General features: G+C 56.5%; 12 protein-coding genes. 5 read left to right on the forward strand and 7 right to left on the reverse strand.

Annotated elements, in window-relative coordinates; genetic code table 11:
- The first annotated feature begins 105 nt into the window (after window positions 1-105).
- The gene (locus MSNKSG1_RS05630) at window positions 106-2,049 is read left to right on the forward strand and encodes a methyl-accepting chemotaxis protein (protein WP_040886688.1); all 1,944 of its coding nucleotides are present in this window, start codon (window positions 106-108) and stop codon (window positions 2,047-2,049) included.
- A gap of 18 nt (window positions 2,050-2,067) precedes the next feature.
- Here the strand turns inward: MSNKSG1_RS05630 and MSNKSG1_RS05635 are convergent, their stop codons facing one another.
- Genes MSNKSG1_RS05635 through MSNKSG1_RS05650 form a run of 4 tightly spaced genes read right to left on the reverse strand, consistent with a single transcriptional unit; the run spans window position 2,068 to window position 7,715 of the window.
- Window positions 2,068-3,909: a protein kinase domain-containing protein gene (locus tag MSNKSG1_RS05635; RefSeq protein WP_040886689.1), complete on the reverse strand. Its 1,842-nt coding sequence runs from the start codon at window positions 3,907-3,909 to the stop codon at window positions 2,068-2,070.
- Between the two features lie 8 nt (window positions 3,910-3,917).
- Window positions 3,918-5,525 (reverse strand): dihydrolipoyllysine-residue acetyltransferase, encoded by a 1,608-nt coding sequence (locus tag MSNKSG1_RS05640; protein WP_008938283.1) that lies wholly within the window; start codon window positions 5,523-5,525, stop codon window positions 3,918-3,920.
- A 26-nt stretch (window positions 5,526-5,551) separates the two neighbouring features.
- Window positions 5,552-6,529, reverse strand: coding sequence for an alpha-ketoacid dehydrogenase subunit beta (locus MSNKSG1_RS05645; protein ID WP_008938284.1), 978 nt, complete (start codon window positions 6,527-6,529; stop codon window positions 5,552-5,554).
- 1 nt (window position 6,530) lies between these two features.
- Window positions 6,531-7,715 carry a thiamine pyrophosphate-dependent dehydrogenase E1 component subunit alpha gene (locus tag MSNKSG1_RS05650; protein ID WP_008938285.1) on the reverse strand — a complete coding sequence of 395 codons (1,185 nt, stop codon included), beginning with the start codon at window positions 7,713-7,715 and terminating at the stop codon, window positions 6,531-6,533.
- A 269-nt stretch (window positions 7,716-7,984) separates the two neighbouring features.
- Here MSNKSG1_RS05650 and MSNKSG1_RS05655 point away from each other — a divergent pair, with 269 nt between their 5' ends.
- Together MSNKSG1_RS05655 and MSNKSG1_RS05660 are read left to right on the forward strand one after the other, a co-directional pair.
- Window positions 7,985-8,452 carry a DUF1499 domain-containing protein gene (locus MSNKSG1_RS05655; protein WP_201764940.1) on the forward strand — a complete coding sequence of 156 codons (468 nt, stop codon included), beginning with the start codon at window positions 7,985-7,987 and terminating at the stop codon, window positions 8,450-8,452.
- A 108-nt stretch (window positions 8,453-8,560) separates the two neighbouring features.
- Window positions 8,561-10,027 (forward strand): malate:quinone oxidoreductase, encoded by a 1,467-nt coding sequence (locus MSNKSG1_RS05660; protein WP_008938287.1) that lies wholly within the window; start codon window positions 8,561-8,563, stop codon window positions 10,025-10,027.
- An 8-nt stretch (window positions 10,028-10,035) separates the two neighbouring features.
- Here MSNKSG1_RS05660 and MSNKSG1_RS05665 read toward each other — a convergent pair whose 3' ends face one another.
- Both MSNKSG1_RS05665 and MSNKSG1_RS19595 read right to left on the reverse strand, forming a co-directional pair.
- The gene (locus MSNKSG1_RS05665) at window positions 10,036-11,238 is read right to left on the reverse strand and encodes a pyridoxal phosphate-dependent aminotransferase (protein WP_008938288.1); all 1,203 of its coding nucleotides are present in this window, start codon (window positions 11,236-11,238) and stop codon (window positions 10,036-10,038) included.
- Window positions 11,239-11,366: 128 nt separating this feature from the next.
- Window positions 11,367-11,498, reverse strand: coding sequence for a hypothetical protein (locus tag MSNKSG1_RS19595; protein WP_008938289.1), 132 nt, complete (start codon window positions 11,496-11,498; stop codon window positions 11,367-11,369).
- A gap of 237 nt (window positions 11,499-11,735) precedes the next feature.
- Here MSNKSG1_RS19595 and MSNKSG1_RS05670 point away from each other — a divergent pair, with 237 nt between their 5' ends.
- Together MSNKSG1_RS05670 and MSNKSG1_RS05675 are read left to right on the forward strand one after the other, a co-directional pair.
- Window positions 11,736-13,439, forward strand: coding sequence for a protein adenylyltransferase SelO (locus tag MSNKSG1_RS05670; protein ID WP_008938290.1), 1,704 nt, complete (start codon window positions 11,736-11,738; stop codon window positions 13,437-13,439).
- A gap of 302 nt (window positions 13,440-13,741) precedes the next feature.
- Window positions 13,742-13,930, forward strand: coding sequence for a type II toxin-antitoxin system Phd/YefM family antitoxin (locus MSNKSG1_RS05675; protein WP_152638727.1), 189 nt, complete (start codon window positions 13,742-13,744; stop codon window positions 13,928-13,930).
- Between the two features lie 43 nt (window positions 13,931-13,973).
- Here MSNKSG1_RS05675 and MSNKSG1_RS19400 read toward each other — a convergent pair.
- A partial coding sequence (locus MSNKSG1_RS19400; protein ID WP_008938292.1) for a hypothetical protein occupies window positions 13,974-14,460 on the reverse strand: 487 nt, incomplete at its 5' end.

A 14,460-nucleotide genomic window follows, 5' to 3' on the forward strand; every position in this document is an offset into this window, starting at 1 on the left:
CGGCTATCTGCCGTTACGGTAAAAAATCCAGCTTATAAAAAGGTCAAAGCCGTGGTTTCAATGTTTGGTTCTCTGGAGCGGAAACTGGGCGTTTCAGGAAAGCTGTTGATCGCACCTGTTTTCATTCTTCTGCTGTTTGCATTCGTTACCTTCTTCAGTATTCGCGAATTCCATGTCCTCGAAGGCAGCATCGATACGGTTGCCCGTGATCTGGCACCGGATACGGGCGTAGCGACGGACGCAGTGATCACACTGTACCGCATGAGACTCAGGGCCTTTGACTACTATTCCTCGGGCAACGAATCCTTTCTAGCCAGCTTTGATGAGCTCAACAAGGAGTTCGGAAAGGTCATGGATAGGGCACAGAAGGAGATTCAGTCTCCTGAGCGGGAAAAGCTGGTTGATAACATAGAGAAAACTGCACAGCAGTACGTTGAAGCTTTCAAGACCCAACTCGTTCCTGCGAAGCAGCGTGTTCAGTCGATTGTTGCCAATGAACTGGACGAATACGGGCCCAATGCTTCAGAGGCCCTTGAATATGCGCTGGATGGGCTGGCCAATCGGGAGCCGGACAGCAAATTACGGGGAGCGCTGGAGCAGCTCACCCGAGACTCGCTCACCATGAGAATGAAAACCCAGCGTTACCTTGCCAACAACGACGAAGACTCCAGGCAGGCACTGGAATGGGCGTTGGAGGACATCACTGATGGCTTGATGATGCTCGAGGGCCGGGACGTGCCGGAGTACATCAAGTCCAATGTGGACAAGGCCATTGAAGAGCTGAACAAATACAAGGCGTCGGTTGGTGAAATGCTGAAGCAACAGGCGCTGCTGGCCCGGGTGAAAAAAGATACCCTGGATGTGCTCGGGCCCCAAATCGCAGGTATGGCCCGTGATCTTGAAAACAGCATTTTCAAAGCGCTTGGCGTCGGAGCGGACGAAGCGGACGCCGAGATAGACACTGCGCTGAGTCTCTCCCTTATGGCATTCACGGCTTCTGTTGTGCTCGGGCTGATTGTTGCTATCTTTATGAGCCGCTTGATGGCCTCCGGCGTAAAGCGTGCAAGAACGGAGATTCTGGGTTATCTCGACGGTATCAGCAAAAACGAGGGTGATCTTTCCACCCGCCTGAGTCCCGGCCGCCCCGATGAAATCGGCGATTTCATCGGGGCCGTGAATGCCTTCCTGGAAACCCTTGAAGAAACGATCTCCAAAATCGTGAACGCATCCCGCCAGCTCACGACTGAGTCCGAGTCTTTGTCGGGAATTACCGACAGTACCACCGCCAACTCCGAACAGCAGCGTGACCAGATCACCCAGGTGTCGGCCGCTATGCAGGAGATGGTCTCCACGTCTGAGGAAATTGCCTCGAACACCAGCGATACCGATGAATCGGCACGGGAGGCGGCATCGTTGGCAGAGTCCGGACAGCAGACGGTGGCAACCGCCATAAAATCCGTGTCTGGACTGGCCAACCAGGTGGAGGAAGCGTCCGGTCGCATTCATCAGCTTGAACAGGAGTCCGGCGAAATCGGCAGTGTTCTGGAAGTGATTCAGGGCATCGCCGAACAGACCAACCTTCTGGCATTGAATGCCGCCATCGAAGCGGCGCGTGCGGGTGAGGCCGGTCGGGGATTTGCTGTAGTGGCGGACGAGGTCCGTGGACTGGCGAAGCGTGTTCAGGACTCGACCGTGGACATTGAGCGGATTGTGACCAATCTTCAGAGCGGCGCAGCCGGGGCCGTCGTGGACATGAGCAAGGCCAAGCAGATGGCGGGCGAAGCCAGCGAGCAAGCCAGTAAATCCGGGACCGCGCTGACAGACATCCTTTCAGCGGTGAACCGGATTGTTGAAATGACAACCCAGATTGCAAGCGCCACGGAACAACAGCGCGCCACGGCTGCGGAGATGACGCAGAACGTTGAGGCGAGCAGCGGCGCCATCGACAAACTGGCGGAGGATATCACCCAGGTCAATCACTCCAGCCGGTCGCTGGCGAACATGGCGGAAGACCTCAATAACGTGGTTCGACGCTTTCGGGAGAGCTGAGGCACCGCCCATGTCTCATTAACTTATGGTTTCCGCCCGAGGGTTGCGAGGGTAGTATCGCTCCGGCAAGCGCTCGATGTGGGGGAAAAACCGGGTGTCCTTGTAGGGCATCTTCATGTAGCCGGAGACCCCGAGCCCGGTGATCTGTTCCACCGAGGCGAGAATCTCGTTGAGCAGACGGCGAAATTGGTCTTCCTTATCCGGATCCAGCAGCCGGTAATGGCTGTGGATCTTGAGGTGGCGGGGCAGGGCCTCGAAGATGATCATGCCGGTATGGTGAATGGTGTTCAGGGCTTCAAGCGCGTTGATGATGGACTGGGGCAGCACCAGAAACTCTTCCGGGTCCGGTCCATCCTCAAAATAGGAATGCACACGCGTTTCGTCTTCCACTTCCGGGACCGCACTGACCTCGTAATGCAGCCTCATGGCAGGGGTTACCCGAAACGGCTGGTCGGGTTCGTCACGCTCGATGTGCAGGGTATTCCGTGCGTTGAACAGGCAACTCTTGAAAATCCCTTTACGGTAGATGGCCTGGGCCAGGTACACCATGTTGTTGACCGCTTGTACGAACGCCGGTTTCAGGGCCGGATCGTGCAGATTCAGGGAGGTATCAATATAGATGCCGTCCGTCTCCCAGCGGACCGCCAGGCCACCCTCAACCGGGTATCGTCCCAGCCGACTGACAGCGGCGAGGAATGCCTTTTCGGTTTCCCCCATACCCTGCATGAAGTTCTTGTAGTAACGGTCCAGCTGCACGTCATTGACGTCATTGAGGGTCTCCGGAGCACCTTCTTCGCGCAGAAACGATTTACGGGAGCTGTAGACCACGGTATCGATTTCCTGGTCGGTGTCCCGCACCCACACCGGCACCATGGGTGTGGCCGGCTTTTCAGGTAAGTCAATCATGACGGTTCGGGCCATCCTGGGCATCTCACGCAGGTAATAATCACCGGCTCTGAGACGGGTTTCCGGGTCCGGTGACAGCATGCCATCGAGCATCCGTGCGAACTCCATCGGCAGGCCAAGCGACGTAGCCGGAATGGCCTGGTGCCCGAAGCGGCACGATTGGGCCGAGGCGAGGGCGTACAGCGTCCCGGCAGCACCCTGTTCGTCGAAACGGGGCGACGACAGGCCACCATTCAGTTGTTCGTCTCCGATGAAATAGACATCACCGAGCCTGGCATTGGTCTGCTGCAGGTTGTCCGACATCAGTTCCATCACGTTCGCCGTGATGAACTGCTGGTTGGCGTCCAACTGGGCAAAGACCGAGGAGCCCCAGTCGATCAGCGCGATGTTTTCGGTGCGGGCATCAAACACCAGATTGGAAGGCTTGATGTCCCCGTGCACGATGGGGCGCTCAACCGGACCGTTTTCGTCCCGGAGGTTGCGTAAGATATCCGCCAACTGGTCGGCAATCCGGATGATGAGGCGGGGCTTTAGACGCCCTTCCTGCAGAGAGACTTCTTCCAGGTTCAGGCCGGCCGCCCGTTCCATGACCAGAATGGGCTGATTGTGTACCCGCTGATAGGAAACCAGTCTTGGCACCCTGGGATGCCGCACACGTTCGAGGATGAACGCCTCATCCTCAAGGCGATCCTGAAGATGCTGGGGCAGGTTGATGCGGGTGAATTTGAAGACGTGTTCCGGTCCGCTGTCGCCATGGCCGCGTAGGCGGCCAGCGAACACAAAGCCGTAGGCCCCTTTACCGATCAACTCGATATCCCGGTACCCGAGCTGCCGGAGCTGGGTGGCGCAGAGCGCCACCCAGTCCTTGAGTTTTTTGGCATCGTCGTGGCTGAGCAGGTAAACCGACTGCTCTTCAGGTATGTAAAACTGCTGAAGATGATTTTCCTGCGCCATAACAGCCATTAACCCATCTGCAGCAGCATCGACTGCGGCGATTCCAGATAGGCCTTCCAGCGATTGCAGAAGCGCGCGATCGTTCCCCCATCGATGATCCGATGGTCGCCCGCCCAGCTCACCGGCAGGATCGCCCGTTCAACCACCTGGCCATTGGCATCGAACCGCGGCAGCTTCTGGGTTCGTCCCAGCGCTACGATGGCCACCTCAGGTGCGTTGATAATGGGCGATGCATAGGTCCCGCCCAGTGCGCCGATGTTGGAGATGGTGATGGTGCCGCCCTTGAGGTCTTCCTGGCTGACACGGCCGGATCGGGCCGCTTCGGTCAGGCGGGAGACTTCGTTGGCAATGCCGAGCAGGGTCAGTTTTTCAACGCCTTTGACGTTAGGCACCATCAAACCGGCTTCGCCGTCGACGGCCATCCCGATGTTGCACTGCGGCAGGTAATGAATCTCGGTGACGTCGTCGTTCAGACGGCTGTTCAGGACGGGATAGTCCTGAATGGCCAGCGCCATGGCCTTCATGAAGAAGGGCATAAGCGTGAGCCGCGAACCGCTGGCTTCAGCATCTTTCTTGAGTTGCTCACGAAGAGCCAGCAGCTCGGTGACATCGATGTCCTCACTATAGATAAAGTGAGGAATCGTGGTCGCCGATGTGACCATCCTGCGCGCCATCGCAGCTTTCATCCCGCGGATCGGCTCCACCCGAACCTCTGGTTCAGGAGCGGGTTTTGATGGAGTGCCTGCCGCCGGTTCTGGCGCCGATTCCGACACCCGGGTCGATGTCGATGGCTGTTCCAGATGGGCGAGAACATCGGCTTTCAGCACTCGTCCATCTTTCCCGGAGCCGGCGATATCACCGAGGTTCAGGTCATGCTCCCGGACCAGGCGGCGGACCGCCGGGCTGGCAGGCACCCGCTGGCTGCGTTTTGGCGCAACCGCTTGGGCAGCCGCCGGAGCGGCCTCTCGCGCTGGAGCCTGGTCAACGTCGCTCCCGGCTTCAGCGTGCTCCTCGCGGTCTCTCGGAATGAACGCAAACAGGGGCTCATGCACCCGGGCCATGGCCTGTTGCTTGTGATAAAGCCTGGTGACGCGGCCCGCTTTGGGGGCGGTGATTTCGACCATTGCCTTGTCGGTCATGACGTCGACCACCGGCTGGTCTTCCTCAATCTCGTCGCCTTCGGCGACGCGCCATTCCACAACCTCACACTCGACAATGCCTTCTCCGATATCCGGAAGGATAAAGTCTTCGGTGGACTGTTCGGCGGTTGCCGGAGTCGTGGCGGGCTGTGCGTTTTTTGCCGGAGCCCGCTCGGAAGAAGCGTCCTCAGTCGCAGGCGACCCCTTCTCATGGGGCGCGGAGGCCCCAGTGTCGTCCTGGCCTTCCTCTACGAGCTCAAACAAGGGGGAATGAACCTTGGCGATATCGCCTTCCTTGTAGAAAAGACGGGTCACGCGGCCCTTGTAGGGCGCCGGAATTTCGACCAGGGCCTTGTCGGTCATCACCTCGGCAACCGGCTGATCCTCTTCGATCACATCGCCTTCACTGACCAGCCACTTGACCAGTTCGCATTCCACGATACCTTCGCCGATATCGGGCAGAATAAAATTACTCACGATTGCTCTCCTGTCCTGATACCAGTCTAGAATTCGACGCTCGACCTGATGGCCTCGTAGACCTTCAGGTGATTGGGCAGATGCTCTTTTTCCAGCACCAGCGGGAAGGGCGTGTCCATCCCGGTAACCCGAGCAATCGGAGACTCCAGATACAGGAAACACCGCTCCTGTATGGTCGCGGCGATCTCACCCGCAAAACCGCCGGTCAGCGGCGCTTCGTGGGTGACGACCAGGCGCCCGGTCTTGAAGACCGAATTGGCGACGGTTTCATAATCCCAGGGCAGGATCGTTCTCAGATCGATCACTTCGCAGGAAATCCCATCTTTTTCGGCCATCTCGACGGCCTGGTCTATGACTTCCATCTGCGCGCCCCAGCCCAGAACCGTAATGTCCGTGCCTTCCTTCGTAATTTCGGCCTCACCGAGAGGCAGACGGTAGTCCTCATCCGGCACCTCCCCGACAGAAGCGCGATAGAGCCGCTTGGGCTCGAAGAACAGGGTCGGGTTGGGATCATGAATGGCGCCCAGCAGCAGGCCTTTCGCCTGGTGCGGGTTGCGCGGAACCACAATCTTCAGGCCCGGTGTATGGGCGAAGTAGGCTTCCGGTGACTGGGAATGATAAAGGCCACCGGCAATGCCGCCGCCGTATGGCGCGCGAATGGTCAGCCCGCCCACGTTGAACAGGTTGCCGGACCGATAGCGGAATTTGGCCGATTCGTTAACGATCTGGTCAAAGGCCGGGAAGATGTAATCGGCGAACTGAATTTCGGCGACCGGCACCGAGCCCTGTGCGGCGAGACCGTTGGCAAAACCAATGATGCCCTGTTCGACAAGGGGCGTATTGAAGCAGCGAGCTTTACCGTACTTTTGCTGGAGGTTGCTGGTGGCGCGGAAAACCCCACCAAAAACACCCACGTCCTCACCGAAACACAGCACCCGCTCGTCTGCTGCCATGGCGGTGTCCAGGGCACTGTTGATCGCTTGGAGCATATTCATCTGCGTCATATCAGGCCCCTCCCTTGGCGTGTTCAGCACTCTTCGGATAGGCCTCCGGATATTTCCGGATGTGCACCTTCAGTTTCTGGAACTGTTCTGCCAGGGCCGGAGGAACCTCGTCGTAGACGTCAGTCACCAGGCTCTCCAATGGGGGTGGGGGCCGCTTCTGTGCCCGCTTCATGGTTTCGAGCACTTCACGACGCATGGTTTCCTGCAGCTCCTTGTCATCGGCTTCACTCCACCATTTCTTGCTTTCGAGCCACAGGCGCATCCGCAGGATGGGGTCCTTCTCGCGCCAGGCGGCTTCTTCATCCTTGCTTCGATAACCGGATGGGTCGTCCGAGGAGGAGTGCGCTGCCAGACGATAGGTCATGGCCTCGATCAGTACCGGCCGGTTGTGTTCGACCGCAAGTTGTCGAGCGGCTTTGGTGGCTTCGTGAACCGCCAGGATGTCGTTACCATCCACACGGATGACATCCATCTTGTAGCCATAGGCCCGAGGCGCCACGCCATCGGCAGCGAACTGTTCGGTCGCAGGCGTGGAAATGGCATAGCCGTTGTTGCGGCACAGGAAAATGACGGGGACACGCTGAACAGCGGCCATGTTCAATGCGGCGTGGAAATCCCCCTCAGAGGCGGCGCCTTCACCGAAATAGGTAATGGTACAGTGGCCTTCGCCTGCGAGTTTCTGGCCATAGGCATAGCCGGTGGCCTGGGGAATCTGGGTAGCCAGCGGCGACGAGATCGTCATGTAGTTGAGCTTGCTGGAGCCGTAGTGGACGGGCATCTGGCGCCCTTTGCCATAGTCCAGTTCGTTTCCGAACAGCTGATTCATGAATTCGTCGATGGTGAAACCACGGTAGGCGAGGGCGCCTTGTTCGCGATACTGGGCCATGATCATGTCGTTGTCATCCAGTGCGGCGGCGCTGCCGATAACGGCGGCTTCTTCACCGGTACACTGCATGTAAAAACTCAGACGGCCCTGGCGCTGGGCGGCGAGCATGCGCTCATCCAGGATCCGGGTGGTGACCATGGTCCGATAGATTCGTAGGGCCTTTTCCTTGTCGAGGTCGGGCGCCTTGGCACTCTTATAGAGAGAACCGTCTTCTTTCAGAAGCTTGAAGGTCGGGATACGGAATTCCGCACCGTCGGTAAACTTCGGGCTATGTACAACTCTGGGTTTTGTTGTTGTCATAATCCTCTTCCTGGGGTATTGGCCTGAGGAACAAAACACGCCTTTTGGGCATGTCGTTAGTGTCATTGTAGACAAACTGATGGCATCTGGTGTGATAACCATCAGAGATCTTTACCTTAACGTAAACTGCATGACTAGGGTAGACCTTGATGCGGGATTGTCATTCAAAATCAACGGTGCTCGCCTTGGACTGACACAATCGAGGCTGTTCTGCGTATATTGCGTGAGTGAGCATTGGATTTTTTTGTTATCAACAATTCCGAGGGTTTATGACCGCGATCCGCTTCGTTGTTTTAAGTTGCCTGTTGGCAATGTCAGGCTGTGCATCCACCGGCAATGTCCCCGCCTCAGGTACCGCTTTCAAGCTTGATGGCTGCAGCCCTTTTCTCAATTGTGTCTCCAGTGAATCCAGTGTCGGCCTCTATCAAGTCCAGTCGATAGAGCTGCTTCAGCCACTGGATCCGTCATCCTGGGACCGCATCAAGTCCACCGCGCTTGAGCTTCCCGGCGCCTCCCTGGAGGAAGCACGGTATGGCTACGCCAATATCACTTGCTACAGTGATTTTTTCGGTTTTCCGGATTTCCTGGAGATCCTGGTGGCTGACGATGGCCGGCACCTGAATGTGCGATCTCAGTCGATGCTTGGCTTCTACGATCTCGGGGTGAACCGGGCCAGGGTAGAGCGCTTGCGTGAACATCTGGCAGAAAAGGACATTGCTGTGGGGGCGGTACAGTGAATCCGGGGACATACCGGTTTGTTTTCCGGTGTCTGGCTCAAGCGTGGTACCTTCGATCCATCACCGGTTAATTGATAGCAGCGACACGGAAGCTGGCGAGGAGACCAAATGAACGTATTCATCATTGGCGCGGGAATTATGGGCACCACCTTTGCGACCCTGGCAAAGGAGTTTGCGCCCGACCTGGATGTCACGATCCTGGAAAGACTTGATGGACCGGGAGAAGGCAACTCATGGGTATTCAACAACGCCGGCACCGGTCACGAAGCGAATTGCGAACTGAATTACACCCCGGTGGATGAAGAGGTCATTTCCGTTGAAAAGGCACTGAAGATCCATGCCCAATTCAATGTTGCCAAGCAGTTCTGGGCCTATCTGGTCGGGAAGGGCGCCATCCAGGACCCGACGTCCTTTATCAATCAAACCAGGCACTGCACCATCGTATCGGAAGCCTCGATCAACGAGCTGAAACTTCGATTCAAGGAAATGTCCGCACATCACTTTTTCGAAAACATGCGTTATTCGGACGACTTCGATGAGATCAAGAGCTGGATTCCGTACACCATGGAAGGTCGGCCTCGCCATGAGAAAATGGCTGCGACGGTGATCGAAACCGGCACCGATGTAAACTTTGGCGCCTTGACGGAAAAGATGGCGGAGTACGCGGTTCAGACTCTGGGTGTCAAAATCGAGTATGGCACTCATGTGAAACGGGTGCACCGAAGCCCGTCCGGCACCTGGCTTATCGAGGCTGAACAGAGAGGCGCCAGGGTTCAACACAAGGCCGACGTTCTCTTTGTGGGTGCCGGTGGCGGCGCGTTCCCGCTACTGAAAAGGAGCCACCAACCCTTCCGCCGGCGCTATACCGGTTTTCCCGTGGGCGGGCGCTTCCTTCAGGCCCCCATCAGCGAAGAGCAAGCCGATCAATACCGCGCCAAAACCTATGGCAAGGCAAAAGTTGGCGCACCTCCCATGTCCGTGCCGCACCTCGACCTGCGGGTAGCGGATGGCCAGCACTATTTACTGTTCGGTCCGTTCGCGTCTTTCAAACCGGTGCTAGAGAAGGGCCGCGGCTTTTTCGATTACCTCCGGTCCATGCGGCTTCACGATATCCCGGGCCTGCTGAACGTTGCCCGGGAGCATTTTCCACTGGTGAGTTACCTGATTTCCGAAACCTTCAAAGGCGAGAAAAGCATGCTCGAGGAGCTTGAGACATTTGCGCCGGGCCTGAGCAGCCGATTCGACTGGAAGCCCGTGAATGCGGGCCAACGGGTGCAGATCATCAAGGATGGAAATCTACAGATGGGCACGGAAATCGTCGTTTCCAGCGATAAAACCTACGGCACCTTGCTTGGCGCCTCACCGGGTGCATCGGTGTCGCCCGAAGTGATGTTGCGCTGTCTGGAGCAGATGCTTCCGGCGATCTTCTCGAAAGAGGATGCCGGGAAAAAGAGAAAGGAAATTTTCCCGGAGGATGACCTGGAAACGCTGATCCAGAATCCCGACCGGTACCGGGAAATCCGGGATGCGGTCAACGATCAGCTGGGAATACATCCGTCAGCGGCGACATCCTGAGGCATTGATTACGCAAATGCCTTCTGGAGGCGCTCCATGCCTTTCTGGAGCGATTCCTCGTTAGCCGCAAAAGACAGCCGCATGTGTCCCGGTGCATTGAAAGCCGATCCCGGGACCATCGCGATCCCAAGTTCGTCCAGCAGCCATTCGCCGAGCTCCTGGTCGTCTTCAACCTCATCAAGACTCTCAATCACCCGTGAGAAGTCCGGCAAACAGTAGAAGCTGCCCTGGGCTGGCTGGCAATCGATTTTGCCAATACGATCAATGCCTTCCTGAACGAGGCGTGCGCGCTGCGCAAACCGGTTCGTCATCCTGTGGACATCATCCAGCCCGCCATTGAGGGCTGCGGCCGCTGCAACCTGAGAAACCGCGGCTGTGTGCGAGTTTGTCTGGCCCTGTAACTTAAGCATTTCTGCAATCAGCAGCTCCGGGCCGGCGACAATGCCCACGCGCCAGCCAGTCATCGCATAGGCTTTCGACACACCGTTGATCACCACCGTCCGATCTTTCAGGGACGGACAGGCGTTCAGGATATTGGTGAACGGCTCAGAGCCGAAACGCAGGTGCTCGTAGATGTCATCGGTAATAACAAACGCATTGGGATAATTCAGCAACACGTCGCCCAGCGCCGCCAGGGCGTCCCGGCTGTATATCTGGCCGGTGGGATTGTTCGGCGTGTTCAGAAGTACCACCCGGGTACGCTCGCTCATGCAGCGCTCAAGCGTTTCGGGCGTCAGGACAAAGCCATCCTCAAGTCGGGTTGGCGCCTCGACAATTCGAGCGCCTGCAATTTTTGCAATGGCCGGATAACTTCCCCAATGAGGTGAGGGGATCACGACTTCATCTGCAGGACCCAGCAGTGACAGGCAGGCGTTGAAGAGTGCCTGTTTGGCGCCGCAGCTATGCATTACCTCGCTGTCGCGGAAGTGAAGGCCATTCTCCCGTTCAAACTTGTTACGGATAGCGTCCTTCAGTATCGAGAGACCGGCGATGGGGGTGTACCGCGTGTAACCATCGTCGAGCGCCTGTTTGGCTGCGTCGATGATCCACCTGGGCGTGTCGAAATCCGGTTCACCGGCATCCATCCGGACGATGTCGTGTCCCTGATCGGAAAGCGCCTTGGCGCGCCGGCCGATGTGAAATATCGACGACTCCGACAGATCTTCCACACGCCGGGCAAAGTGAACGGGGTGTTGCTCGGTCGAGGACATGATAGAAACCTCGCTGCCTGAATAGCCAGTTGCTACAACAATGTAGACCTGACTTTAACCCTAGTTGTCCGGAGCCTTCGGGGAAATACTATATTCCACGGATGTTAGGCAGAGCCGTGGTGAACTAATCAGCCGGTAAGCTGTTCGTCGTTCTGCTTCTCAATCAACTGGGTTTTGCCAACGGCGACGCTGAGTGCAACGGCCAATGTGACGAAGGCAGCCAGGCCGCCAAAAAGAGTAATCACAGGGAGAACGTTCATGGCTATAAGACCTCAAATGTTGCTGGTGCTGGAGTGTGCTTCGGTTCAATAACCGGTTATGTGCAAGCTAAGTATTAGTGTACGAGGGGAATGGCCACGAGGGTGTAGGCAGAAACCAATATCGGGCATATGCAAATGTCCTTACTCCCCTGAATCATCTTGTCTGTTCGTTATCGCACGGAGGGTGAAAAAGAAGATATAGTCCATAACCACACCTCCATGCATGAAGGAGTCCCTATGCTCAAGCGATCGCCGCGGGAAACGCATTCCAATGTCGCCGCCCTCGAGGATCTTGCGAGTCTCGCAGAGTACTCATTCATGGATACCCTTAATTGCGACCCTGAGGCGAAAACAACCGGGGCCGACCATTCGCCCAGGCAGGTTTTCTCGGGCCACTATGTTCCGGTCAAACCCACACCAATAGAAAATCCGGAATACGTCTCGCACAGCCAAAGCCTGTTTCGCGAACTGGGCTTCGCCGACAGCCTGGCGCAGTCAGACGATTTCGTACGTATGTTCTCCGGCGACCTGTCGCATGTTCCGGAGCCGATGCGCAAAGTGGGTTGGGCGTGCGGCTACGCACTGTCTATTTATGGCAACGAATTCACTCAGCAGTGCCCGTTTCAGACCGGGAATGGATACGGCGATGGTCGGGCTATTTCCGTGCTTGAGGCCGTCATCAACGGTCAGCGCTGGGAAATGCAGCTGAAAGGGGCAGGGCGTACACCCTACTGCCGCGGCGCGGACGGCCGGGCTGTTCTGCGTTCCAGTGTGCGGGAGTTCCTGGCACAGGAGCACATGCACGCGCTTGGTGTGCCAACGTCACGGTCTTTGAGTCTGTACGTGTCGGAAACCGAGAAAGTCAGGCGTCCATGGTATTCGGAGGGCTCACGCTCAATGGATCCGGATGTGCTGATTTCCGAGCCCGTTGCCATCTCCACGCGGGTTGCGCCGTCGTTCATTCGGGTAGGGCAGATCGAGCTCTTCAGTCGTCGTGCCCGCAGGAACGAACACCCAGGGGCAATGGAGGAGCTCGAGAAGATCGTCCTGCACCTGATCGATCGGGAGTATAACGGCGTTATCGACCAGACATTGCCCACTTCTGAAAAAGCCGTGTGGCTGGCACGAGAGTTCCGCAGCCGACTGACCTCGCTTGTGGCGAACTGGATCCGCGTTGGCTACTGCCAGGGTAATTTCAACAGTGACAACTGTGCCGCCGGCGGCTTCACGCTGGACTATGGGCCCTTTGGATTCTGCGACGCGTTCGATCCGCATTACCAGCCCTGGACGGGTGGCGGCCAGCACTTTTCGTTCTTGAACCAGCCCATGGCGGCGGAGCGCAACTTCTACTCGTTTTGTTCAGCGCTGCAGCCACTGTTGACCAAGCACACGGACTGCCTGCGCCAGCTCGACGAAATTCAACGTGATTTTCCCAGAGTGATGCAGGAGCAGATGGAGACGATGTGGGCGGCCAAACTCGGACTCGACGCTTTTCATCCAGATCTGTTCAGAGAACTCGCAACGCTGATGATGCAAACGCCCGTTGATTACACCATCTTCTTCCGGGAACTCTCATCGTTGCCCGACAACATTGAGCCGCTCAAGAAAAGCTTCTACGGCGGGCGGACTTATTTGGCAGACCCGGAAGGACTGGACCAGCGCTGGTCAGCGTGGCTCACTAAATGGCAATCACTCACTGAACATCGCTCTCGTGAGGAGCTATCCAGCCAGATGAAGCACGCCAATCCGAAGTACAGTTTGAAGGAATGGTTCCTTGTGCCTGCCTACCAGCAGGCCGCTTCAGGAAACTACGCCATGCTCCGAGAGCTGCAGCAAGTTATGACTCAGCCATACGCCGAGCAATCGGAAAGCGTCGAGAAGAAATACTACAGGCTGAAGCCGCTGGAGCTGTTCGGCGTTGGGGGAGCGTCCCACTGTTAATTTCAAACGAATGTAAGACTTGCGACTTCGAGAAATCAAAGGCTTAGAAGAGGGTTTTGAATAGCGGGAATTTGAGCTTCAAATTCTTCATGAGATTTTGTGCCTGTTTTTCAAAATTAGGTGAGACTAACTTGAAAAGCATGCTGTAATGGTCTGATTTAGCTATTTAAATTCTAGTATTTTATAGCAGTACCAACGTCTGCTGTAAAGGACGGGGTGCCTATTCAGGAACGAGGCATCTGCCCAAAAAGAGGCAAAGTTTTGAGCTACAATAGCGGTATCTGGATCTGATGGTGATCGTGATGAACGATAAGGCTGAAAAGCGAAGCAGAAAAAAGGATCGTGCAAAGCAAGTCGGTCAGGCTGAAGCACAGGGAACATTCAGAGGCGAGTTCCGGGTCAGCGCTGCCCGACTCAAGGAGATTGGAAATGAAGGATTTCGGCGTATGGAAAATCTTGCCGACGAGGATATTGGAGAATTCGCGGAGTGATCTTATTGCATTGCCAGAGAACCTTGCCTGACACTTCACTCAATCAGTGACCGGCTAGGCTCTCAACATATGCCAAATAGGATGCGCCAACGATTTGGTCTCTCCCACCTCTCACCCAGTCCACACATTCCAGCCTTCCGGCAGAAACGAGTGACATGAGCTTGCTTTTGCCACAGTGCAGAGCGGCCATCACGCGATAACATTCCAGATTCCCAGAGCACTGCCCCCGTAACTCCGCTCCGAGCCAGTTATCTAAAGTACTCTCGTCAATTTCAATACTTAGCGCGTCGGCTGACCAGAACAAATGTCCCTTGATTTCTCGCGACCATACTGCGGCTAGTAGGCGACCAAAACTGGTTAGATTACGGTCTAACCGGACGTCGTTCATCGAAACCAAGGCGGATGCGGCCCCGCTGTCTTTTTTCTGGCCAAGTACTTCAGAGAGCACAGCAAGGTCTCTAATGTCAAAAATTTGCTGTCGCACCACATGGGTACTATTCAGAGGTGTGATGCAGCGACAATCAAGGCAG

Source organism: Marinobacter santoriniensis NKSG1, from assembly GCF_000347775.1.
Taxonomy (GTDB): domain Bacteria; phylum Pseudomonadota; class Gammaproteobacteria; order Pseudomonadales; family Oleiphilaceae; genus Marinobacter; species Marinobacter santoriniensis.